This is a genomic window from Pseudomonas sp. PS01299 (assembly GCF_029960145.1).
Lineage (GTDB): Bacteria > Pseudomonadota > Gammaproteobacteria > Pseudomonadales > Pseudomonadaceae > Aquipseudomonas > Aquipseudomonas putida_A.
Genome location: NZ_JASCPO010000089.1, coordinates 1 through 23298, shown reverse-complemented (window position 1 = coordinate 23298; position 23298 = coordinate 1). Strand labels below are relative to the sequence as shown.

At 57.4% G+C, this 23298-nt stretch carries 22 protein-coding genes, 4 tRNA genes and 2 pseudogenes; 10 read left to right on the top strand and 18 right to left on the bottom strand.

From position 1 onward, the window contains the following. Window positions 1-159, top strand: a pseudogene (locus QMX91_RS16885) (MFS transporter); the annotation flags it as partial. 559 nt (window positions 160-718) lie between these two features. On the opposite strand, the gene QMX91_RS16880 reads toward QMX91_RS16885, so the two are convergent. From QMX91_RS16880 to QMX91_RS16835, 10 genes are all read right to left on the bottom strand, one after another. Further along, window positions 719-2590: a SurA N-terminal domain-containing protein gene (locus QMX91_RS16880; RefSeq protein ID WP_282413074.1), complete on the bottom strand. Its 1872-nt coding sequence runs from the start codon at window positions 2588-2590 to the stop codon at window positions 719-721. Window positions 2591-2826: 236 nt separating this feature from the next. Continuing rightward, a complete protein-coding gene (locus QMX91_RS16875) occupies window positions 2827-3099 on the bottom strand; it encodes an HU family DNA-binding protein (RefSeq protein ID WP_008077714.1) in 273 nt (90 codons plus the stop codon). 148 nt (window positions 3100-3247) lie between these two features. Next, a complete protein-coding gene (gene lon, locus QMX91_RS16870) occupies window positions 3248-5644 on the bottom strand; it encodes an endopeptidase La (protein ID WP_003223634.1) in 2397 nt (798 codons plus the stop codon). A gap of 163 nt (window positions 5645-5807) precedes the next feature. Continuing rightward, window positions 5808-7091: an ATP-dependent Clp protease ATP-binding subunit ClpX gene (gene clpX, locus QMX91_RS16865; RefSeq protein ID WP_003223632.1), complete on the bottom strand. Its 1284-nt coding sequence runs from the start codon at window positions 7089-7091 to the stop codon at window positions 5808-5810. 112 nt (window positions 7092-7203) lie between these two features. Continuing rightward, on the bottom strand, window positions 7204-7839 hold the full coding sequence (gene clpP / locus QMX91_RS16860; RefSeq protein WP_007951559.1) for an ATP-dependent Clp endopeptidase proteolytic subunit ClpP: 636 nt from the start codon (window positions 7837-7839) through the stop codon (window positions 7204-7206). 92 nt (window positions 7840-7931) lie between these two features. After that, a complete protein-coding gene (gene tig, locus QMX91_RS16855) occupies window positions 7932-9242 on the bottom strand; it encodes a trigger factor (RefSeq protein WP_027614582.1) in 1311 nt (436 codons plus the stop codon). 398 nt (window positions 9243-9640) lie between these two features. After that, a tRNA-His gene (locus QMX91_RS16850) sits at window positions 9641-9716 on the bottom strand. 76 nt (window positions 9717-9792) lie between these two features. Further along, window positions 9793-9877: transfer RNA gene (locus tag QMX91_RS16845), tRNA-Leu, on the bottom strand. A gap of 58 nt (window positions 9878-9935) precedes the next feature. After that, a tRNA-His gene (locus QMX91_RS16840) sits at window positions 9936-10011 on the bottom strand. Between the two features lie 32 nt (window positions 10012-10043). Continuing rightward, a tRNA-Arg gene (locus QMX91_RS16835) sits at window positions 10044-10120 on the bottom strand. 275 nt (window positions 10121-10395) lie between these two features. Here QMX91_RS16835 and folD point away from each other — a divergent pair. The 5 genes and pseudogenes from folD (at window position 10396) to pbpG (ending at window position 14352) form a co-directional block, all read left to right on the top strand. Continuing rightward, entirely contained in the window at window positions 10396-11250 is an 855-nt protein-coding gene (gene folD, locus QMX91_RS16830; protein WP_003223627.1) for a bifunctional methylenetetrahydrofolate dehydrogenase/methenyltetrahydrofolate cyclohydrolase FolD, read from the top strand. A gap of 437 nt (window positions 11251-11687) precedes the next feature. Next, the gene (locus QMX91_RS16825; protein ID WP_205884904.1) at window positions 11688-12083 is read left to right on the top strand and encodes a hypothetical protein; all 396 of its coding nucleotides are present in this window, start codon (window positions 11688-11690) and stop codon (window positions 12081-12083) included. Beyond that, window positions 12070-12972, top strand: coding sequence for a hypothetical protein (locus QMX91_RS16820; RefSeq protein WP_098968092.1), 903 nt, complete (start codon window positions 12070-12072; stop codon window positions 12970-12972). Before QMX91_RS16825 ends, QMX91_RS16820 begins: the two co-directional genes overlap by 14 nt. Window positions 12973-13094: 122 nt before the next feature. After that, window positions 13095-13184: pseudogene (locus QMX91_RS16815) on the top strand (bifunctional methylenetetrahydrofolate dehydrogenase/methenyltetrahydrofolate cyclohydrolase); the annotation flags it as partial. A 229-nt stretch (window positions 13185-13413) separates the two neighbouring features. Beyond that, window positions 13414-14352, top strand: coding sequence for a D-alanyl-D-alanine endopeptidase (gene pbpG / locus QMX91_RS16810; RefSeq protein ID WP_282413073.1), 939 nt, complete (start codon window positions 13414-13416; stop codon window positions 14350-14352). A 150-nt stretch (window positions 14353-14502) separates the two neighbouring features. On the opposite strand, the gene QMX91_RS16805 is transcribed toward pbpG, so the two are convergent. The 3 genes from QMX91_RS16805 to QMX91_RS16795 form a co-directional block, all read right to left on the bottom strand. Beyond that, window positions 14503-14697: a hypothetical protein gene (locus tag QMX91_RS16805; protein WP_047291581.1), complete on the bottom strand. Its 195-nt coding sequence runs from the start codon at window positions 14695-14697 to the stop codon at window positions 14503-14505. A gap of 12 nt (window positions 14698-14709) precedes the next feature. Further along, window positions 14710-14916, bottom strand: a complete 207-nt coding sequence (locus QMX91_RS16800; RefSeq protein WP_047597456.1) for a DUF6021 family protein — start codon at window positions 14914-14916, stop codon at window positions 14710-14712. Window positions 14917-15005: 89 nt separating this feature from the next. Then, window positions 15006-15677, bottom strand: coding sequence for a peptidase C39 family protein (locus QMX91_RS16795; RefSeq protein WP_282413072.1), 672 nt, complete (start codon window positions 15675-15677; stop codon window positions 15006-15008). Window positions 15678-15921: 244 nt separating this feature from the next. Between QMX91_RS16795 and QMX91_RS16790 the strand changes: the two genes are divergently transcribed. Next, window positions 15922-16077: a hypothetical protein gene (locus QMX91_RS16790; RefSeq protein WP_179353273.1), complete on the top strand. Its 156-nt coding sequence runs from the start codon at window positions 15922-15924 to the stop codon at window positions 16075-16077. Between the two features lie 73 nt (window positions 16078-16150). Here the strand turns inward: QMX91_RS16790 and QMX91_RS16785 are convergent, their stop codons facing one another. Next, the gene (locus tag QMX91_RS16785) at window positions 16151-16900 is read right to left on the bottom strand and encodes a TerC family protein (RefSeq protein ID WP_027613902.1); all 750 of its coding nucleotides are present in this window, start codon (window positions 16898-16900) and stop codon (window positions 16151-16153) included. Between the two features lie 29 nt (window positions 16901-16929). After that, window positions 16930-17172 (bottom strand): hypothetical protein, encoded by a 243-nt coding sequence (locus tag QMX91_RS16780; protein ID WP_007965379.1) that lies wholly within the window; start codon window positions 17170-17172, stop codon window positions 16930-16932. Window positions 17173-17326: 154 nt separating this feature from the next. On the opposite strand from QMX91_RS16780, the gene nhaR reads away from it, so the two are divergent. Then, complete coding sequence (nhaR, locus tag QMX91_RS16775) at window positions 17327-18226, top strand: transcriptional activator NhaR (RefSeq protein WP_282413071.1); 900 nt, start codon at window positions 17327-17329, stop codon at window positions 18224-18226. On the opposite strand, the gene QMX91_RS16770 is transcribed toward nhaR, so the two are convergent. Continuing rightward, on the bottom strand, window positions 18221-19384 hold the full coding sequence (locus tag QMX91_RS16770) for an MFS transporter (RefSeq protein WP_282413070.1): 1164 nt from the start codon (window positions 19382-19384) through the stop codon (window positions 18221-18223). The genes nhaR and QMX91_RS16770 overlap by 6 nt on opposite strands. Before the next feature lie 337 nt (window positions 19385-19721). Here QMX91_RS16770 and sstT point away from each other — a divergent pair, with 337 nt between their 5' ends. Further along, complete coding sequence (gene sstT / locus QMX91_RS16765) at window positions 19722-20954, top strand: serine/threonine transporter SstT (RefSeq protein ID WP_139055773.1); 1233 nt, start codon at window positions 19722-19724, stop codon at window positions 20952-20954. A gap of 240 nt (window positions 20955-21194) precedes the next feature. Here the strand turns inward: sstT and QMX91_RS16760 are convergent, their stop codons facing one another. Continuing rightward, window positions 21195-21704, bottom strand: a complete 510-nt coding sequence (locus QMX91_RS16760) for a DUF1993 domain-containing protein (RefSeq protein ID WP_139055772.1) — start codon at window positions 21702-21704, stop codon at window positions 21195-21197. Between the two features lie 125 nt (window positions 21705-21829). On the opposite strand from QMX91_RS16760, the gene QMX91_RS16755 reads away from it, so the two are divergent. Next, window positions 21830-22474 carry a DUF480 domain-containing protein gene (locus QMX91_RS16755; protein WP_139055771.1) on the top strand — a complete coding sequence of 215 codons (645 nt, stop codon included), beginning with the start codon at window positions 21830-21832 and terminating at the stop codon, window positions 22472-22474. Between the two features lie 131 nt (window positions 22475-22605). On the opposite strand, the gene QMX91_RS16750 is transcribed toward QMX91_RS16755, so the two are convergent. Next, on the bottom strand, window positions 22606-23124 hold the full coding sequence (locus tag QMX91_RS16750) for a cupin domain-containing protein (protein ID WP_282413069.1): 519 nt from the start codon (window positions 23122-23124) through the stop codon (window positions 22606-22608). Between the last annotated feature and the right edge of the window lie 174 nt (window positions 23125-23298).

The following is a 23298-nucleotide window of genomic DNA, read 5'->3' as shown; positions in this document are numbered from 1 at the left end:
CTGGTGACCCTGTGGAATGTCGGGATTGCCGGGGGTGGTTTGGCGGGTGGTTTGCTGCTGGGGAGTCTGGGGGTTGGGGGGTTTCCGTGGATTGTTGTGGGGTTGCTGGTTTTGACCTTGAGTGCGGTGCTGAGGGCGAGGGGCTATGGGTTTGTGTGATTGGGATGTTTGTCTGTGAGGGGCCGGGCGGCTAGTCGGCCGTCTTCGCTGGCAAGCCAGCTCCCACAATTGATCTGCGGATAGTCAGTTAGAGACAGGCCGGCTCGTAGGCCGCCATCGCCGGCAGGCCAGCTCCCACAGTAGCGCAAAAGCCGAACGCATGCTCTTCACCACTCAAATGGCCGAGTGTCAGCTCGCCGAAAGCTCTTGATCTTGCCGTGCCGGCCCCATCGGCAGGCTGAGTGGAGGGTTTATCCGGGGGAAGGAGCGCAGCGACGTTTGGCGAAGCCAAACACATCGAGAGGAGGTGCAGCGAAGCAAACCGGAGGCGATGCCCCCGGATGAATCCCGTAACGAAGGAACCCGAGCCACGGCGAGGGCCGAACGCTGGGGCCAAGCCTTTTGGGTTACCTTTTCGGCGTCTGGAAAAGGTGACTCGCTGTAAGAGCGAAACCGCCAGCGGCAGCACCCGAAACAACGGATATACACCCAAATCTCAACCATAAAAAAAAGCCCCGACCATAAGATCGGGGCTTTCCAGTTACCACTCAGTCAACCATCAATACCGCTTGATGTCCGCCTGACTCTCCAACTGCTTACGGAACGCCGCAAAATCCTGCTGACCTTCACGCGAAGCCAGGAAACGACGGTACTGCGCCTTCTCTTCATCAGTCGGCGCTACCGCTTCATTCACACCGTCCAGACGCACAATCATCAGACTACCGTCCTGCAAGGTCACGCTGCTGAACGTCGGCTTGCCCTTGGCCGCCGGTTTCGGCATACGGAACAACGCCTGCAGCACAGTCGGGTCAACCCCTTCCTGAGCACGGGTCGCCGCCGTCACAACCTTCCAGTTCTGGCCGTCAACCGCCTTGTCCAGTGCAGTCTTGCCATCGCGCAGACCAGCAATCAACTGGTCAGCCTTGGTCTTGGCCGCAGCGCTGGCGTGCTCTTTGGTCAGTTGGGCACGGATCGCCGTGTTCACCGCTTCGAGTGGCAACTGCTCAGGCTTCAGATGCTCCTTGGCGCGCAGCACGACCACGGTTTCCGGGTCCAGCTCGATACCGGTGCTGTTGGCGTTTTCTTCCAGCACTTCCTGACTGAACGCAGCCGTCACCACCGCGCGGTTGGCGGCGATGCCTTCGCCACCTTCACGGCCGAACGGCTTGGAGGTGTGCACAGTCAGTTTCAGATCTGCCGCAGGCTGGGCCAGGTCAGACGCTTCGAACGCCGAGTCTTCCAGTTGCTTGGTCGCCTCGACAAAACGCTGCTCGACCTGTTGAGTCTTCAGCTCGCGGGTCAACTTGTCTTTCAGGCTGGCCAGGGTCGGAACTTCCGGCGCTTCAACACCCAGCAGCTTGATCAGGTGGTAACCGAAGTCGGTACGCACCGGCTCGGACACCTGGTCCTTGTGCAACGAGTACAGGGCTTTTTCGAAAGCTGGGTCATAGACGCCAGGACCGGCGAAACCGAGGTCACCGCCATTGTTGGCCGAACCCGGATCCTGCGAGAACTCCTTGGCCAGCGCTTCGAATTTCTCGCCCTTGGCCAGACGCGCCTGGACCTCTTCGATCTTCGCCTTGGCCTGAGCGTCGGTGGTCTTGTCGTTGACTTCGATCAGGATGTGCGCCGCACGACGCTGTTCCGACAGGTTGGCGATCTCTTTCTGATACGCCGCCTGCAGGTCTTCATCCTTGACCGCAACCTGGTCGAAGAACGAAGACTTCTTCAGCTCGACATAATCGACGACCACTTGATCAGGGGTCATGAACTCCTTGGCGTGCTCGTCGTAGTAAGCCTTGACCTCATCGTCGGTCAGCTTGACCGCGGCCGGGTCGGCCTTGACGTTCAGCGAAGCAAAATCGCGGGTCTGTTTTTCCAGACGGGCAAATGCCAGCACTTCGGCGTCGGTGACGAAGCCGCTACCGGCAACACCGGCGCGCAACTGACCGATCAGCATTTCCTGAGCCAGCATCTGGCGGAATTGCATGCGGGTGTAGCCCAGTTGACGAATCACCTGGTCGAAGCGCTCGGAGCTGAACTTGCCGTCCACCTGGAATTCAGGGGTCTGCAGGATCACCTGATCCAGTGCACCTTCGGAGAAAGCGAATTTCGATTGTTCTGCGCCTTGCAGCAGCAGCTTGCGATCGATCAGGCCCTTGAGGGCCGATTCGCGGAGCATTTTTTCGTCAAGCAAGGAAGCATCGAAGTCCTTGCCCAGTTGTTGCATCAGCTGACGGCGTTGCATGTCAACGGCCTGGCTCAGCTCGTTCTGGCTGATTTCTTCACCATTGACCTTGGCCGCATCGTTGGTGTGCGTCGTGGCCTTGAAAATGGCATCGAAACCGGTCAGAGCCATCAGTGCAACGATGACCCCGATAATGGTCTTGGCAATCCAGCCTTGTGAATTGTCCCTGATATTCTGCAGCATGCGTCCCCCAGAAACGGTTGAACTTCAAAAATTAGGCAACCGTGGAGCGTGGGTAGAATCCGGATAGAAGAAAGGCGCATCCGAGGATGCGCCTTCTCGTAACTGGCGGAGCGGACAGGGCTCGAACCCTCGATCCCGGCGTTACAGGCGGCTGTTCCAGCGACCTGCTCTACCGCTCCGCTGCCAAGTCAGGCATGACCCCGACCCGGATGGGTAAAAACCTGAAACAAACTAACTTAGTTAACAGCTTCTTTCAGTGCTTTACCGGCTTTGAAACCTGGCTTTTTAGCAGCAGCGATTTGCAGCGTCTTGCCGGTCTGTGGGTTACGACCAACGCGAGCTGGACGATCAGTCACGGAGAAAGTGCCGAAACCAACCAGAACAACGGAGTCGCCAGCCTTGAGAGCGCCAGTGACGGATTCGATTACAGCGTCCAGCGCACGGCCAGCAGCAGCTTTCGGGATATCAGCGGATGCAGCGATAGCATCAATCAGTTCCGACTTGTTCACTCTAAGTCCCCTTATATCTATTTTGAGATGATTCTAAGTTTTTTGGTGAAAGCAAAAACGAGTGCTGAATGGCCTACAGACACTTAAGAGCCGCTTTATAACAAGGGCTCTAAAAAGCTGTCAAGGAAGCCCCCCAGGCAAAAACGTATTAATGCGTGCTAATTCTTTCCTTTGAATCAGACTCACGTTTTTCGTCCTTGGAAACTATCTCCGGAGCCACATCCGGCAAGGGCTCCGGCGCGTATTGCAGCGCAATTTGCAGGACCTCGTCAATCCATTTAACCGGTTTAATCTGCAGATCCTGCTTGATATTGTCAGGAATCTCCTTCAGATCGCGCACGTTCTCTTCCGGAATAATCACAATCTTGATTCCGCCACGGTGAGCCGCGAGCAGTTTTTCCTTCAGACCACCAATCGCCAACACTTGGCCACGCAGGGTAATTTCGCCGGTCATGGCGACATCGGCGCGCACCGGAATCCCGGTCAAGGCTGACACCAGTGCCGTGCACATGCCCACACCCGCGCTAGGACCGTCCTTCGGGGTCGCCCCTTCCGGCATGTGAATGTGGGTGTCGCGCTTTTCATGGAAGTCCAGCGGAATGCCCAGGCTTTTGGCACGGCTGCGCACAACGGTCAGCGCCGCAGTGATCGATTCGACCATTACATCGCCAAGCGAACCGGTCTTGATCAGCTGACCTTTACCCGGCACCACAGCCGCTTCGATGGTCAGCAATTCACCGCCCACCTGCGTCCACGCCAGGCCAGTCACCTGACCGATCTGATCCTGTTGCTCTGCCAGACCGTAGCGGAATTTACGCACACCGAGGAAGTGTTCGAGCAGGTCAGCTGTCACTTTTACCGAGAAGCGTTTTTCCAGCGCATGTTCTTTCACGGCCTTGCGGCAGACTTTGGCTATCTGACGTTCGAGGCCACGCACACCGGCTTCACGGGTGTAGTAACGGATGATGTCGCGGATCGCTTCCTCGTCGAATTCCAGCTCACCCTTCTTCAGACCATTAGCGGCAATCTGCTTGGGCGACAGGTACTTGACGGCGATGTTGATCTTTTCGTCTTCGGTGTAGCCCGGCAGACGAATGACTTCCATCCGGTCCAGCAATGCCGGCGGGATGTTCATCGAGTTCGAGGTGCACAGGAACATCACATCGGACAGGTCGTAATCGACTTCCAGATAGTGATCGTTGAAGTTGTGGTTCTGCTCCGGATCGAGCACTTCCAGCAACGCCGACGCCGGGTCGCCACGCATGTCGCTGCCCATTTTGTCGATTTCATCGAGCAGGAACAGCGGGTTGCGTACGCCCACCTTTGTCATCTTTTGAATCAATCTTCCTGGCATCGAACCAATGTAAGTCCGACGATGACCACGAATTTCCGCTTCATCACGCACGCCACCGAGGGCCATACGCACAAATTTACGGTTGGTGGCGTGGGCAATCGACTCTGCCAGCGAGGTCTTACCCACGCCAGGCGGACCTACCAGGCACAACACCGGACCACGGATCTTCTTCACGCGCTTCTGCACGGCGAGGTATTCAAGGATGCGCTCCTTGACCTCTTCGAGACCGTAGTGATCGGCGTCGAGAATGTCTTCAGCACGCGCCAGGTCGAGGCGTACCTTGCTTTGCGCCTTCCACGGCACCTGCACCAGCCAGTCGATGTAGGAGCGCACCACGGTGGCTTCAGCGGACATCGGCGACATTTGCTTGAGCTTGTTCAGCTCGGCGGTGGCTTTGGCCAAGGCATCTTTCGGCAGGCCGGCAGCATCGATGCGCTTTTTCAGCTCTTCGATTTCATTGTGACCTTCGTCACCGTCGCCCAGCTCTTTCTGAATGGCCTTCATCTGCTCATTCAGGTAGTACTCGCGCTGGCTGCGCTCCATTTGCTTTTTGACGCGGCCGCGAATGCGTTTTTCAACTTGCAGCAGATCGATTTCGGCATCCAGCAAGGCGAGCACGTGCTCGACCCGGGCCGACAGATCGATGATTTCGAGGATTTCCTGTTTCTGCTCGATCTTCAGCGCCATGTGCGCGGCCATGGTGTCAACCAGGCGACCAGGCTCATCGATGCTGTTGAGCGACGACAGGACCTCAGCCGGGACCTTCTTGCCCAACTGCACGTATTGTTCGAACTGCGACAGCAGGCTGCGCACGAACACTTCGGATTCGCGCTCGGCGGCGTCGACTTCGTCGATCAGCGAGACTTCGGCGCGGCAATGCCCGTCGACTTCGCTGAAGCGCTCTACAGCACCGCGCTGCTCACCTTCGACCAGAACCTTGACGGTGCCGTCCGGCAGCTTCAGCAGCTGCAACACAGTGGCGATAGTACCTACGCGATAGAGAGCGTCTTCACCGGGATCATCGTCAGCCGGGTTTCTCTGGGCCAGCAGCAGGATCTGCTTGTCGCCCGTCATCGCGGCCTCGAGGGCTTCGATGGATTTCTCGCGCCCCACGAACAGCGGGATAACCATGTGCGGATAAACCACGACATCACGCAATGGCAGGAGAGGCAATTCGATGGTTGTCTTCATGATTTCGCCTCTACGGCGGCCATATGGCCGTAATCAGATGGAATTAAACTTGAAACCAAGATGGGGGCTGCCTTGAAAAAAAACAAGCGCAAAGCGGATGTAAAAAACCACATAAAAAAAAAGAGGCCCGAAGGCCCCTTCTTTGTTCCGGCAGTGTGGACGCTTACGCGTCCGGCGCTGCCTTGGCCGTCGGCTCACTGTTTTCGTAGATATACAGTGGCTTGGACTTGCCTTCAATCACGCTTTCATCGATGACGACTTTGCTCACTTCAGACTGCGAAGGGATTTCGTACATCGTGTCGAGCAGCACACCTTCGAGAATCGACCGCAGGCCACGGGCACCGGTTTTACGTTCCAGGGCACGCTTGGCGACCGATTTCAGTGCGTCGGTCCGGAACTCCAGATCCACGCCTTCCATCTCGAACAGCTTGGCATACTGTTTGGTCAGAGCATTTTTCGGCTCGGTGAGGATCTGCATCAACGCAGCCTCGTCGAGCTCGTCCAGCGTCGCAAGAACCGGCAGACGACCGACAAATTCCGGGATCAGACCGAACTTGACCAGATCGTCAGGCTCGACTTCACGCAGGGATTCACCGACTTTCTTGCCTTCTTCCTTGCTGCGCACTTCTGCGTTGAAACCGATGCCGCCTTTGGTGGAACGGTTTTGGATAACCTTTTCCAGACCAGAGAACGCACCACCGCAGATGAACAGGATGTTACGGGTGTCGACCTGCAGGAATTCCTGCTGCGGATGCTTGCGACCACCTTGCGGTGGAACGGAAGCGACCGTGCCTTCGATCAACTTGAGCAAGGCCTGCTGCACGCCTTCACCGGAAACATCGCGGGTGATCGACGGGTTGTCGGACTTGCGGGAAATCTTGTCGATTTCGTCGATATAGACAATGCCCATCTGGGCCTTTTCCACGTCGTAATCGCACTTTTGCAGCAATTTCTGAATGATGTTCTCGACATCTTCACCTACGTAACCGGCCTCGGTGAGGGTGGTTGCGTCAGCGATGGTGAACGGAACGTTCAGCAGGCGGGCCAGTGTTTCGGCCAGCAGGGTTTTACCGGAGCCTGTCGGGCCGATCAGCAGGATGTTGCTCTTGCCGAGTTCGACGTCGTCAGCCTTCTTGTCACGCTGGTTCAGGCGCTTGTAGTGGTTGTACACCGCTACGGCCAGAACCTTTTTCGCACGCTCCTGACCGATTACATACTGGTCAAGGATGCCGCTGATTTCTTTAGGCGAAGGCAATTTATGCGCGCTGCTTTCGGCCTGTGCTTCCTGCACCTCCTCGCGGATGATGTCATTGCACAGGTCGACGCACTCGTCGCAGATAAAGACCGAGGGGCCGGCAATCAATTTGCGCACTTCATGCTGGCTTTTGCCACAGAAGGAGCAATAGAGCAGCTTGCCGTTGTCCTCGCCGTTGCGGGTGTCAGTCATTCGTTCGATCCAAATCCGATAGGCTTGCAACACAAGATGAAGGCTATTGCGGGCTTTTTCAAGCCCGCTGGTGGTCGGACCTGCCGACCCACCTTATTTTGAGCTGCTTATTTTACGCAGGACGCTGGTTGATGACTTCGTCGATCAGGCCGTATTCCTTCGCAGCTTCTGCACTCATGAAGTTGTCGCGGTTGGTGTCACGCTCGATTTCTTCAAGCGTACGACCGCTGTGCTTGGCCATCAGCGTGTTCAGACGCTCGCGAATGAAGAGGATTTCCTTGGCATGGATTTCGATATCCGAGGCCTGGCCCTGGAAACCGCCCAGTGGCTGGTGAATCATCACACGCGAGTTCGGCAGGCAGAAACGCTTGCCAGGAGCACCGGCCGTCAGCAGGAATGCACCCATGCTGCACGCCTGACCAATGCACGTCGTCGAGACGTTTGGCTTGATGAACTGCATGGTGTCGTAGATCGACATGCCCGCTGTCACCGAACCGCCCGGGGAGTTGATATAGAGATGGATGTCCTTGTCCGGGTTTTCCGCTTCAAGGAACAGCAATTGCGCACAGATCAGGTTGGCCATGTAGTCCTCTACAGGACCCACCAGAAAAATGACGCGCTCCTTCAGAAGGCGCGAGTAGATGTCATAGGCGCGCTCGCCACGAGCAGATTGCTCGACAACCATCGGGACCAGGCCGCCAGCGGCCTGGATATCAGAGTTCTGCTGAATATACGAATTACGGAACATGCTCTGCAGTCACTCCCAAATAGTTATGTCTTGAATACGCATAAGCCAGCTCGAAGGCTGGCTTATGTGTGTACTTCTTAACGCAAAAACAATCAGTCGGCTTTTGGAGCTTCTACCGGCTTGACCGCTTCTTCGTAAGAGACCGATTTGTCGGTCACGCTAGCTTTCTGCAGAACAGTATCCACAACTTGTTCTTCCAGCACAACCGAACGAACTTCGTTCAGTTGCTGCTCGTTCTTGTAGTACCAGGACACGACCTGCTCAGGTTCCTGGTAAGCCGAAGCCATTTCCTGAATCATTTCGCGAACGCGGGCTTCGTCAGGCTTCAGGTCGAATTGCTTGACCACTTCGGCCACGATCAGACCCAGCACTACACGGCGCTTGGCTTGCTCTTCGAACAGCTCGGCCGGCAGTTGGTCAGGCTTGATGTTGCCACCGAACTGCTGAACAGCCTGCACACGCAGACGGTCAACTTCGTTGGACAGCAGAGCCTTCGGCACTTCGATCGGGTTGGTGGCCAGCAGACCGTCCATTACCTGATTTTTTACCTTGGACTTGATGGCCTGACGCAGCTCACGCTCCATGTTCTTGCGAACTTCGGTGCGGAAACCGTCGATGCCGCTTTCCTTGATGCCGAATTGAGCGAAGAACTCTTCGTTCAGCTCTGGCAGCTTCGGCTCGGACACGGTGTTTACAGTCACGGTGAACTCGGCGGTTTTGCCGGCCAGGTCCAGGTTCTGATAGTCCTCAGGGAAGGTCAGGTTCAGAACGCGCTCTTCGCCCGCTTTAGCGCCCACCAGGCCTTCTTCGAAGCCCGGGATCATGCGACCGGAACCCAGCACCAGCTGAGTGCCTTTGGCCGAGCCGCCAGCGAAGGCTTCGCCGTCAACCTTGCCAACGAAATCAATGTTCAGCTGGTCTTCGTTCTGAGCGGCACGATCGGCCACTTCAAAACGGGTGTTCTGCTTGCGCAGGATGTCCAGCATCTTGTCCAGATCGGCGTCAGCCACTTCAGCGCTCAGGCGCTCGACAGTGATGCCGTCGAAACCGGCAACGGTGAACTCAGGGAACACTTCGAATACGGCAACGTATTCCAGGTCTTTGCCAGCTTCCAGCGACTTCGGCTCGATCGAAGGCGAACCGGCAGGGTTCAGCTTCTGCTCAACCACGGCTTCGTAGAAGGAGGACTGGATGACATCACCAACAGCTTCCTGACGAGCGTCAGCACCGAAACGGCGCTTGATTTCGCTCATTGGCACTTTGCCTGGACGGAAGCCAGCAATCTTGGCCTTTTGGGCAGTCTGCTGCAGACGCTTGTTGACCTGGCTCTCAATGCGCTCAGCCGGCACGGTGACGCTCATGCGGCGCTCAAGAGCAGTAGTATTTTCAACAGAAACTTGCATGGATATTCCTCGTTGCACAGACGTTAGCCGGCCGTTTCCGACCCCAGAATCAAGGGCATGCATTCTAGTGGGTCAAACTCAAGAAGTCACCCTACTGAAAACGGGTAAAAAAACAGCAGGCCATTTATAGGTGTGAATGCAGCAATGCACTCCACCTCGAAGACGAATAAAGACCATCACGCCAAGGCTCTGCTTCAACCGCTTCTATATATAGAAGAGACTGCGAGCCATCTCCCTGACGGCTGATCCCGCGAACATGGCCGGCGGTCGGCACGCTGACAGCAAGCCCCTGAACACGACGAAACGCCCTGCCCTTCGACCCGAAACGCTGCGCGACAAACCACCAGCCGTAAAACAAAAAAGGCGCCAGACTGTTAAATCTGGCGCCTTTCGAAATATGGGGTGGACGATGGGGATCGAACCCACGACAACGGGAGTCACAATCCCGTGCTCTACCAACTGAGCTACGCCCACCATATTGCGTCACAAAAAAGCCATTCAACTTCTTTGCTGAACTTCATCAGACCTGCGGCATGAATGAAGCTTTAATTGGTGCGGATGAAGAGACTCGAACTCTTACGCCTCGCGGCGCTGGAACCTAAATCCAGTGTGTCTACCAATTCCACCACATCCGCAGATGAAGCTTTTTAAAGCAAAGGCGCCAGATTGTTACATCTGGCGCCTTTCGAAATATGGGGTGGACGATGGGGATCGAACCCACGACAACGGGAGTCACAATCCCGTGCTCTACCAACTGAGCTACGCCCACCATATCGCGCTACTTGTGCCAAAGCTGCCTAATGGCGCACCCGGCAGGACTCGAACCTGCGACCATCCGCTTAGAAGGCGGATGCTCTATCCAGCTGAGCTACGGGCGCCTTATTAATCTGTACTCTTGGAGGACTACAAACTAAATGCTTTCCAGCTTCGCAGAACGCTAATTCCGCTCAACCTTCTTAACCAGTGCTAGGCTGTGCCCGACAAGTGCGACGAATAGTATAGAGCGCTCCCAAGGTCGTCAAATCCTTTTTGAAAAAAATTCATTTAATTAAAGGAGTTAGGGGAATTTGCTGACCAAGCGCCTTTGCCCTCACCGTCTGACATGCGAGAATGCGTTCTCTTTTTTTCCCCTCTCGATGGTTAATCACGCGCAATGACTGCACAACTAATCGACGGCAAATCGATCGCCGCCAGCCTGCGCCAGCAGATCGCCCAACGAGTTGCCGAGCGTCGCCAGCAAGGCCTGCGCACTCCCGGCCTCGCGGTGATCCTGGTCGGCAGCGATCCTGCCTCTCAGGTTTATGTCTCGCACAAGCGTAAAGACTGTGAAGAGGTCGGCTTCCTCTCTCAAGCCTACGACCTGCCTTCCGAAACCACTCAAGAAGCGCTGACCGATCTGATCGATCGCCTCAACGACGACCCGGCCATCGACGGCGTGCTGCTGCAACTGCCGCTGCCCGAGCACCTGGACGCCTCCAAACTGCTGGAGCGCATTCGCCCGGACAAAGACGTCGATGGCTTCCATCCTTATAACGTCGGTCGCCTGGCCCAGCGCATTCCGTTGCTGCGTCCGTGCACCCCAAAAGGCATCATGACCTTGCTGGAAAGCACCGGCGTGGACCTTTATGGTCTGGATGCGGTGGTGGTTGGCGCGTCCAACATCGTCGGCCGCCCGATGGCGATGGAACTGCTGCTGGCCGGTTGCACCGTGACCGTCACCCACCGCTTCACCAAGGACCTGGCCGGCCACGTCGGTCGCGCTGACCTGGTGGTGGTCGCCGCCGGTAAGCCGGGACTGGTCAAGGGTGAGTGGATCAAGGAAGGCGCGATCGTGATCGACGTCGGCATCAACCGTCAGGACGACGGCAAGCTGGTCGGTGACGTGGTGTATGAAACCGCCCTGCCCCGCGCCGGCTGGATCACTCCGGTTCCCGGCGGCGTTGGCCCGATGACCCGTGCCTGCCTGCTGGAAAACACCCTCTACGCGGCAGAAACCCTGCACGCCTGAGGCGTAATTTCAGCAAGAAAAAAACCCCGCCTTGTGCGGGGTTTTTTAATACTTCAAATCGCTACGCTTCTTTTTACATCAAAGGTCTGCTACCTAATTGCTACCTCGATGACTGAAAAAGCGGCATCGTCGCGCTGGATTTAATGTGCTGAAGCACTTCTGCAATGCGAGAACATAGCAATTGGGCGTATCGTGGCGTGTCAGGTTTTTTCATTGCGAGATGGCTTACTGGACCTACGAAATGCACGGAGGCTGGATTGATACCAGAATGGAACGCTGAGGGGGTGTTACCTCCCATTAACGAGGATGACCCAACAGGGTTTGACCGAGCACCTTACGAGGTGAGCCTTGGGCAGGTGGTCGATAGGTTCGCTACCAGTCCGGAACGGTGTGATATTTTGGCTGGATATCTCGCTCATCGAGCAGAGTTGCATAGGATGGGCATACATAGCGGCTTTCAGTGGCTGGATGGCAGCTTTACTGAAGACATTGAGATGTTGGAACATCGCCCTCCGCGAGATATTGACGTCGTGACCTTCGCACCGGTTAGCGATGCGTTTTTCGATTCGCTTGGAGATTACGATATCAACCTTCTTGGTGGCGACCGGGCTAATCTAAAGCAAGAGTTCAAGATCGACTTCTATATCCAATCACTGGCTGATCCAGCCGAGTCGTTGGTAGCCATGACCACCTATTGGTACAGCATGTGGTCTCACAGACGTACCGGACAGTGGAAAGGGTTTTTGAAAGTTGACCTTTCTCCTGCTCAGGATATAGATGCAGAAAGCTTGCTAGCGGTACGTCGGCAGGAGCTTGAACATGAACAGATCTGAATACACCCACAAGGCCGCGGAACTCGACTTCCTTGAAAAGCAAGCGACAGCGCCAGGCATAAGTAAGCTTACCCTTATGTCGATACAAGCAAGAATCGAACAGGCTCGAGCCTTTCTTGAGGACAACGGCAAGCATGCTTATCGACCAGCGAAGGTCCGATTAACCTATCGTGGCGTCCCTGTTTGGGGCACGCATGGCGTGCTCGCTGAGTTCGGCGCCACAGCGACTAAAGCTTTCAGCGTCGCGATAACAGCGATCGCAGCTTCGGTTTCAGGATCACTCGCGGACAAAGGGCCTATACCTAACCGGCTAAGCAACCAGCTCTTGATTACTGGACCAGCCCGGGGTTCCTTCGGGTTTGAGCTTGAAGAAATACCTGCTGATAAACAGCTTGATATAGAGGGCACTACGCCTGTATCACAAGCAATCGATATTCTTACCGAACTGCTTGAGGCCACAACAAAAAGCGATGAAGAACTGTCTGAGCCAGTCTCTCGTTTGGCCGATAGAGCGATAGCCGCCGTTTCAGATTTCCTCAGTGAGCTTTCGGAGAATGATGCGTCTTGCGCACTGACAACGAACACACGCAGGTTCCAATTCTCTGACGTTGAACAGGTTCGCCGCAGTAAGGCGCGTCTAAGCCGGGACAACATTAAAGAGGATGATGAAACCTTTACTGGTACATTCGTAGGAGTACTGCCCGATAAAAGGGTTTTCGAATTCAAAACTGTTGGAGGCGAAGTGATTTACGGGAGAATTGCTAGCGAAATAGCCAGCCCCAATGACATAAATGGGCATCTCTATACTCAAGTGACCATCCAGGTTACCGCGAGAAGAATAGGCTCGAGCAATCCTAGGTACATGCTCAAAGCGCTACCTTGGACTTAAGCCTGGATACAAGCCCGGCCTAGCGCCGGGCCTGCCTGCCTTCTTCATGCAAAAATGGACTGGATTCGCGTCTAACATACCAACATCAAACGATCACACTGGATCTTTTGCCCCGCACCGGCTGGATCACGGTCCCCGGCGGCGTTGGCCCGATGACCCGTGCCTGCCTGCTGGAAAACACCCTCTACGCGGCAGAAACCCTGCACGCCTGAGAGGTTTTTCCGCAATAAAAGAACCCCGCCTTGTGCGGGGTTTTTCGTATCTGAGAAAAAACACTAACCGTTCGCCGGAAACCCCTCTTTTTACAGGCCTTTTCACGAGATTTTCAGGTCATTCAAACAACCATCGACAGATCTTCAGCCATACTCCTAGAATGCGACGCTTTGAAGAAATAACCCGTTACAAACTAACGGAATATCCAACCTTTATGAGTTCGCCCGCGTGAAAATTCGTCTTTCGATCCTGAGCCTGGTTTTTGCTTTTTCAGGCACGTTCGTCACGCCAACCGTCAACGCCGCTGAAACCACCGCCGCGCCACGCGACGCTTCGCAACTGAAGATCGCCTCCGGCAGCGCCCTGCTCATGGATTTGCAGACCAATAAAGTCATCTATTCGAGCAACCCGGATGTGATCGTACCGATCGCCTCGGTGAGCAAACTGATGACCGGACTGGTCGTGGTTGAAGCGCACCAGAACATGGACGAATGGATCGACGTCGACATCAGCCACACGCTGGAAATGAAAGGCGTGTTCTCCCGAGTCAAACTGAAGAGCGAACTGCCGCGTCGCGAGATGCTGCTGATTGCCCTGATGTCCTCGGAGAACCGTGCGGCCGCCAGCCTCGCGCATCACTATCCAGGCGGTTACGCCGCGTTCATCGCCGCAATGAACGCCAAGGCCAAAGCGCTGGGCATGACCAACACGCACTATGTCGAGCCGACCGGGCTGTCTGAACGCAACGTGTCCACCGCCCGCGACTTGAGCAAACTGCTGGTCGCCGCGAGCAAGCATCCGATCCTCAGCGAGCTGACCACCACCAAGGAAAAAACCGTAGCGTTCCGCAAGCCCAATTACACCCTGGGTTTCCGCAACACCGATCACCTGGTGAACAAGGCTGACTGGGACATCAAGATCACCAAAACCGGCTTCACCAACCCGGCGGGTCATTGCTTGGTGCTGGTGACGCGAATGAGCAACCGCCCGGTTGCCCTGGTGATTCTCGATGCGTTCGGCAAGTACACGCATTTTGCCGATGCCAGCCGTATCCGCAGCTGGATGGAAACCGGTCGTAGCGCCAGCGTTCCGGCAGTTGCGCAGCAATACAAGGCCGAGAAAAACCTCAAGTCGCGCCAGAGCGGCGTGGTCGAAGCCTCCAAGTAACCAGAAATATCCAACTGTGGCGAGGGAGCTTGCTCCCGCTGGGGCGCGTAGAGGACCTTCTTTTTTAACAGAAAAGGCCTGCTGCGCAGTCCAGCGGGAGCAAGCTCCCTCGCCACAGAGGTATTCAGCCAGCGGTTAAATACCCGTTATTCAATCATTGGGTAACGGCATTTTGTCGTCGTCCGGAATGCCGTCACCAGCGCTCGGATCTGGCGTCAGCACATTAGGTCGCGCCAGCGGATCGCGCAGCGGGCTGTCCGGATCCAGCACAGGATCCACGTCGTCCTCAGGCGTGGTCGGCACGCTGTCCGGTTTTTTATCGTCGAAGCTGGAATCGGTACTCATACGCACCTCACTTCATGGTTTCAGATCGGCCAACGGATCATAGGGCTTGGCCGGTCGCTGACTGTCGTCGTCCGGTTGCACGTCTCGCGGCGCCTTGGCGGGGCCGACCGGATCAACTTGCGGATCGTCGAGATCCGGTGAATCCGGATCGAAACCCAGATCATGACCGGACGAATGCTCGCTTGAGTGTGGGCCTTTCGGGGATGGGGAATCTGCCATGCTCGCCTCCTGATTCACCCGCACATTCGGGCTCTATCAGTGAGAGGCCTGCCGGGCGTGAGGGTGCCCGGCAGATGACGAACGGAGCCTTAATGTGCGGCCAAAGCCTTTCTGGCTTGCGCCGCTTCACGTTCCTGCCCGGCCTGCGCCAGCTCGTCCGCGGCCTTGAGCCAGCGCTGGCGGTCGACTTCGGCAGGAATCTGCGACGGTTTCTGGATCAGTACTGCCCAACCGCCGGATTTTTCGAAGGCGGATTCAAAGGAACTGAAACTCATCAGTTCGCGGCGATTCATCCCGGCGCGCAACAGCACCTTCTGTTTCAGCCGGTCATAACCGGAAAGGATCGCGTAACGCGGTTCAGCCCAGAACGCCGAGCCTTCACTAAAGCGCACCATCACCGGATAACCGGCCGCCACCTGAGTCAACAAGGCAGGCAGGTTCTTGTCCAGCGGGTAGACCACCATGCCGTAATCACGGGCCAGGTTCTGCAGATTCTGCTGCAACTGATCCTGTGCCCCCGGCAGATGCAACGGTTTTTCCAGCAGGCCCGGGGTGATCATGATGCCCTGCTGCGACAACAGGCTGGCCAGCACTTGCGGACCACTTTGATTGGCTTCGCCGCGATAGAACGTGCCGCTGAGTTCGACCCGCTCCGGCAGGCGCTTGACCTGCGGCGCCACACTGCCCGCACACCCCGCCAACACGGCCACGCAACCGGCCACCAGCAACGCCCCTCGCAATCGAGAAAATACCTGCACCATCGTCACTCTCATCAGACGCCGGTCATCGTGTTCCGGCAACGCCTGCGATCATAGGGCGGCGCACGCCTGCGGTATAGCCTTAAACCGCAGACCGATCGTTTGCATAGAGCGAACTGATTGGTCATTACCGACCTTTGGTCAATAGTCTGAAACACCCCATTGTCTAGACTGTCACTGAAACAGAGCGAATTGAAAAAGTGAGTGCCCGACGCAGGGCAAAGAGGAGGCACTGATGAGCCTGACCATGACTATCGTAATGCTGATCGCCGGCTGGCTGGCCGTGGCCACTGCCATGTTGTGGGGCGTGCTGCGGATTTCGCGGCGCCACCATCACCCGCAGCCACCTGTGGCGGTCGAAAAACCGCAAAAGCACAACGCACGGCACGCGACCGCACATTGATACTGCAAACGTTCCGCCCATAAAAAAGCCCCCTGAACGCTTGGCGCTCAGGGGGCTTTTGGCTGGTCAGCGCTTACGCCTGCTGCGCCAGTTTCTTCTGCTTCGCCCGACGCGACATCATGTTCAGCACCTCAATCGCTGCCGAGAACGCCATGGCCGCGTACACATAACCTTTCGGTACGTGGGCGCCGAAGCCTTCGGCGATCAGCGTCATGCCGATCATGATCAGGAAGCCCAGCGCCAGCATCACCACCGTCGGGTTGTCGTTGATGAATTTGGCCAGCGGTTCAGCCGCAAACAGCATCACCATTACCGAGACCACCACTGCGATCACCATGATCGGCAAGTGCTCAGTCATGCCCACCGCAGTAATGATGCTGTCGATGGAGAACACCATGTCCAGCATCAGGATCTGACCGATCGCGGCAGCGAAGCCCAGGGTCACGGTCGATGTTGCGCTTTTCGGGTCTTCCGGCGCCGGGTCCATGCTGTGATGGATCTCGGTTGTGGCTTTCCACACCAGGAACAGACCACCGGCAATCAGGATCATGTCCTTCCAAGAGAACGCCTGGCCCATGATTTCGATCACAGGGGCAGTCAACTGCACGATGAAGGCGATGGTGCTCAACAGAGCCAGACGCAGAATCAGCGCCATGCCGATACCGATTCGACGCGCCTTCTGCCGATGCTGCACGGGCAGTTTGTTGGTCAGGATCGAAATAAAGATCAGGTTATCGATGCCGAGTACGATCTCCATCACCACCAGTGTGGCCAAAGCAACCCAGGCGGCGGGGCTGGCGGCGAGTTCTAACAGATATTCCATGGGTCAGTCCTGACTCTGTGTAAGACGGTTTAGATGGTCTTGGAGGAAGATTCGGATTTTTCCGCGTCTTTTTCCGGTGTTTCTTTTTTCTCGATCAGGCCGCCGGTGGCGTCGCTGAGTGCTTGTTCAGCAGCCTTGTGCGTGTCGTCGATCGCCTGTTTGGCGCTTTCGGCGGCCTTGCCCATCAACTGCTGGGCGCTTTTCTCGGCCTGATCGCAACCGGCCATAAGCAGTAAAGACGTAAACATCAACGCTGGAATTGTGTATTTCATGAGGCCTTCCTTCGAATGAACAGACAGGGTCACAGACCGCCCGTCGATGGCTGGGCATTCTAGGGAGACAAACACTTCAGGAAAATTCGTATTTTTAGCGGCTATACTTCGGTTTTAACGAACACTGCGCAATCCAGTCAGAGGCCATTGCTCGATGCTCAACTACCGACAACTGCATTACTTCTGGGTGGTCGCCAAGACCGGCAGCATCGTGCGTGCCTGCGAACAGCTGAACCTCACGCCACAAACCATCAGCGGGCAGATTTCGCTGCTCGAACAAACCTACGGCATCGAACTGTTTCAACGGGTCGGCCGTCAGCTGGAGCTGACCGAAGCCGGGCGTCAGGCCCTGCCCTATGCCGAGCAGATGTTCCAGTTAGGCGGCGAATTGGAGTTGATGCTACGTGCCCAGCCCAACGAACAGCAGATCCTGTTTCGCGTCGGCGTGGCGGATGTGGTGCCCAAATCCATCGTCTACCGCCTGATCGCGCCGACCATGGAGCTGCACGAGCCACTGCGCATCACCTGCCGCGAAGACAAACTCGAACGCCTGCTGGCGGATCTGGCGATCCAGCGCCTGGATCTGGTGATTTCCGACAGTCCGATGCCATCGCATCTCGACATCAAGGGCTACAGCCAGAAGCTCGGCGAATGTGGGATCAGTTTCTTCGCCACCACGAAGTTGGCGGCGCAATACGGGCAGGATTTTCCGCGCAACCTCAACGGCGCACCGCTGTTGATTCCCGGGGCGGAAACCGTGGTGCGTAGCCGTTTGCAGCGCTGGTTTGCCGAGCAGCAGATCCAGCCGCGAATCGTCGGGGAGTTCGATGACAGCGCCCTGATGCAGGCCTTCGGCCAATCGGGCAGCGGGATCTTCATCGGTCCGAGCGTGATTGCCGATGAAGTCAAACGCCAGTACGGCGTCGAAGTGATTGGCCAGACCGACGCGGTGACCGAGTCGTTCTATGCCATTTCGGTGGAGCGCAAGGTCAAGCACCCCGGCATCGTTGCGATTACCGAAGGTGCCCGACGCGAGCTGTTTACCGCGTTATGACGCCTGGGCGCACGCTTCGCGCGGATTGAGCGTCATCAGCACCATGGCGAGGAACACCGACAGCAGGATGAACCCGGCAGCGGCAAATCCCAGAAAGCCGAGGCCGGCACTGTCGATCACTCGACCGCCGATCATCGCTCCGAGGCCGATCCCGAGGTTGGCCCCGGCGATATTCAGCGAGGCGGCAAAGGCTGGCGCTTCCGGTGCGGCCTTCATCAAGCGTACATGGCTGACCAGGAACAACGCAGCCTGGGTGATACCCCAGATGCCCATGGCCACCGCCAGCCCCACCGTCGAGTGAATGTTCGGCACCAGCGAGACCATGCCGGCAATCATGAACGCGCAGAACAACACCGAGGCGCCCAGTGGATGACGATCCACCGCGCGACCGCCCAGTGAGTTGCCGATCAGCCCGACCGCACCGAAGCCCATCAGGCACCAGCCAACCACCGTACCGTTGAACCCGGCCAGACGCTCAAGAATGTCGGCCAGATAGGTATAAGCGGTGAACATGCCGCTGAATACCAGAATCGACAACAGCACATGGCCGATCATCAGCGGGTTGCGCAGGATCTTGAACTGCGAAGCGAAACTGACCTGATGCTGGTGCAGACTGGTTTTCGGCAGGTAAACAAACAGCAGCAAGGCCTTGGCGAAAGCGATCACCGCCAGAATCGCGAACGCACTGCGCCAGCCGAACGCATCGGAAATCAAGGTGCCCACCGGAATGCCGAACACCGTCGCGCAAACAATGCCGAAGCCGATCTTCGCAATCGCGCGGCCGGCGTGATCCGGGCCGACGATGTCTACAGCCGTCTCACTGGCCAAGGCCCAGAACACCGGCAGGCCGAGCGCCGGGATCAACCGGGCGATGGCCATGACCCAGATGTTCGGCGCCAGCGCCGCAACGGTGTTGGCCAGGCCGAACATGATCAAAATCGTGATGAACAACTTGCGCCGCTCGAACCGGGCGAAATACGCGGTCAAAAATGGACCGAACATCGCCACCGTGAAAGCGAATAGAGTCACCAGCAAACCGGCCTGCGGAATGGTTACCGCCAGGTCGCGGGCAATGGCCGGCAACAGGCCGACGATGACGAATTCCGTGGTCAGCACCGTGAATCCGGCGGCGGACAACAGAAGAATGGGCAACAGCATGAGCAACTCCAGCAAAACGACGACACCAGCGATGACCAAGAGGCCCGCTGGAAGACTATGAAAATGAGGATGGCGAATCTTAACAGAGTGTTTCCGGGCTGACTTGCACAAACCTGCCGACTTGCCGATCAATCCGGTGGCAGATCGTCACAGGCCTGAAGGATAACGCCTACGCTGTGATAAAGTCCGCGCCCTGAAAAACGTACACCCTATTCAGCGGCCTGTTTAACAGCGTTGATGGCGCGTCAGCCCTTTCGGTTCGTGCCGGTGACCTGCCCCCCGATGTATCACCGGTTTCACGCAACCTTGCACCCTATAAAAAATCAGAGATGCCGTTATGACCGCTTCATCCCCTTCTCTATTGCAACGCCTGAAAAACCTCAGCCTGGTCACGCAGATCCTGATCGGCCTGATTGCCGGTATCGCTCTGGCGCTGTTCGCCCCGGAAGCGGCGAAAGGCTCGGCGTTCATCGGCAAAGTGTTCGTCTCGGCACTGAAAGCCGTGGCGCCGATTCTGGTGTTCGTGCTGGTGATGGCGTCGATTGCCAACCACAAGCACGGCCAGGAAACCCACATCCGGCCGATCCTGTTTCTGTATCTGCTCGGCACATTCGCTGCGGCGGTGGTGGCGGTTGTCGCCAGCATGGCGTTTCCCTCGCATCTGGTGTTATCCACCGACAACGTTTCAGTCACCGCGCCAGGCGGCATCGCCGAGGTGCTGCAAAGTCTGCTGTTGAGCGTGGTCGATAATCCGGTCAGCGCCCTGATGAACGCCAACTTCATCGGCATTCTCGCCTGGGCGATCGGCATGGGCGTCGCAATTCGCCACGCCGGTGACACCACCCGCGAAGTGCTCGGCGACCTGTCCAATGGCGTGACGCTGATCGTGCGCGTGGTGATTCGCTTCGCCCCCCTGGGCATTTTCGGTCTGGTGGCCTCGACGCTCGCGACCTCGGGCTTCGGCGCACTGATCGGTTACGCGCACCTGCTGGGCGTACTGCTGGGCTGCATGCTGTTCGTCGCGCTGGTGATGAACCCGCTGATCGTGTTCTGGAAACTCCGTCGCAACCCGTACCCATTGACCCTCAAGTGCCTGCGCGAAAGCGGGATCACCGCGTTCTTCACCCGCAGCTCGGCGGCGAACATTCCGGTCAACCTGGAACTGAGCAAGCGCCTGGGCCTGCACGAAGATACCTACTCGGTATCGATCCCGCTGGGGGCAACCATCAACATGGCTGGCGCGGCGATCACCATCACCGTATTGTCCCTGGCCGCGGTGCACACGCTGGGGATTGCCGTGGACATTCCAACCGCGATTCTGCTCAGCGTCGTCGCGGCAATCTGCGCCTGTGGCGCCTCGGGCGTGGCCGGCGGCTCGCTGCTGCTGATTCCGCTGGCGTGCAGCCTGTTCGGTATCCCGAGCGAGATTGCCATGCAGGTGGTGGCGGTCGGTTTCATCATTGGGGTGTTGCAGGACTCGGCGGAGACGGCGTTGAATTCGTCCACCGATGTGCTGTTTACCGCCGCGGCGTGCCTGGGTGAAGAGGCGAAAGCCCAGCGCACTGCGTAACAATTGCTGCAATGAAAAGCCCGCCAAGGTGTGAACCCTGGCGGGCTTTTTTGTGGCCGAGATCTTTCCCCCCTCACCCCAACCCTCTCCCCCCAAGGGGCGAGGGGGAAAGGGAGCCGATCTTTGTCGCATTCAAGTCTTGAGTTCGACTCGATAGATCAAGTCGGCGTATCTCGAACAAACAACGCGATCAGTCCCCTCTCCCCCTGGGAGAGGGCTAGGGTGAGGGCTTCTAACGATTTAGTACGCGCCCATGTAATCGCGTTTACCCACTTCAACACCGTTGTGGCGCAGCAGCGCGTAGGTGGTTGTGATGTGGAAGAAGAACTGCGGCAGACCGTAGCTCAGCAGGTAAGCCTGGCCGCTGAAGCGCTTCTCTTTCGGAGTGCCCGGACGGGTCACGATTTCGATACCTTCCTTGCCGTTGATCTGCTCTGGCTTGATCTCGCCGATGTAGGCCAGGACCTTGGCAATCAGCGCCTGCAGCTCGGCGAAGGTGGTTTCGGTGTCGTCATATTTCGGGATTTCGACTTCGGCCAGACGCGAAGTAACGCCCTTGGCGAAGTCGACGGCGATCTGCACCTGACGCACCAGCGGGAACATGTCCGGGTACAGGCGTGCTTGCAGGAAGGCGTTCGGGTCGATATTTTTCTCGGTGGCGTGGGCCTCAGCCTTTTTCAGGACATCGCTCAGGGCGTTGAGCATTTGTTGAAAAACCGGGACGGATGCGGCGTACAGGGAAATGGTCATGGCAGTCTCGTATGATGGCTGGGTGGAACGTGGAGGCGATTATAGCCATGCTTGATGACCACACGGCTTGCCTTTTGTTAGCCAAGGATTAGGCTAGGCGCCTTCGACTGCAGAGGGAACGCGCGATGACCACCGAACTTGAAACCACCACCGACGAACCACGGCTCAACGCCACGGAAATCCGCATTCTGGGTTCTTTGATCGAGAAACAGGCCACTAGCCCGGAAACCTACCCGCTGACCCTCAACGCACTGGTGCTGGCCTGCAACCAGAAAACCAGCCGCGAGCCGGTGATGAACCTGACTCAAGGCCAGGTTGGCCAGAGCCTGCGGGCGCTGGAAAGCCACGGTTACGCCAAACTGGTCATGGGCAGTCGCGCCGATCGCTGGGAGCACAAGCTCGACAAGGCGCTGGAGCTGGTGCCGGCCCAGGTGATTCTCACTGGCTTGATGTTCCTGCGTGGCCCGCAGACAGTGAATGAGCTGCTGACCCGCAGCGGCCGGATGCATGACTTCGAAGATGCCGAGCAAGTGGTGCATCAGCTTGAGCGCCTGATCGCGCGCGGGCTGGCGGTGTTGATTCCACGTCAGGCCGGTCAGCGCGAAGACCGCTACACCCATGCGCTGGGCGATCCGGCAGATATCGAGGCGATCCTGGCGGCGCGGCAGAATCCTGGAGAGCGCGCGACCAGCGGCGTTTCCGTGGAGAGAATCGAAGAGCTGGAAGCACGGATTGCCGCACTGGAAGAGCGCCTGGCGCGCCTCGAATAATCACCCCCAATCCTATGGTGGGAGCGGGCTTGCTCGCGAAGGGGCTGTGTCAGTCGATCACTGTCAATGACACACCGCATTCGCGAGCAAGCCCGCTCCCACAGGGTCTGCACCAAGCCGAAGATCTCTATTTACTCCCCATCCCAGTAATCCACACCATCCGCCTGCCGCGCCACGGCAACGAAGCCTGACGCATTGCCTTGGTCATCGACTTTGAAGTTGTCCATCACCGCGTATTTGTTGGAGTCCGGGTACTCACAGATATCCGGTTGCTGCTGGGTGCTGACCGCCAGGTAACGCAGTTCCGCGTCGCTGGTGTTGATGATCTGATGCGCCGTTTCCGGGCCGCCTGGCGGGCAGGCGATCACGTCGCCCGCACGAATCGGAAAGCGTTCGGCCCCCAGCCGCACTTCGCCCTCCCCGGCCACCACATAGAACATCTCTTCATTGACCCGATGGCTGTGAAACGGACTGCCGCGCATGCCTGGCGGCAAGGCGTACAACCGATAGCCGAGTCTCTGCGCACCAAGCTGCTGGCCGATGCGCGCCATGCGTTGCTGATAGCGACCAGCGGCTTCGCCTTCCGGGGCGAGGGCTTCGGGCAGGGATTCGAGTTCGACCTGGTGCAGGTTGAGGATGGGCGGATGCATGGGGAGCCTCGATCAGGTTTTTTATGAGGGGCAAGTCTGGGCTTGCTGAGGCCGCAGTATAGGCAACCGACTAACAACCGAGTCGCGGCCTTCGCGAGCAAGCCCGCTCCCACAGGATTTGTGGTTGCTCACCTGGTTGTGTTGCAACCTGATACCTGTGGGAGCGGGCTTGCT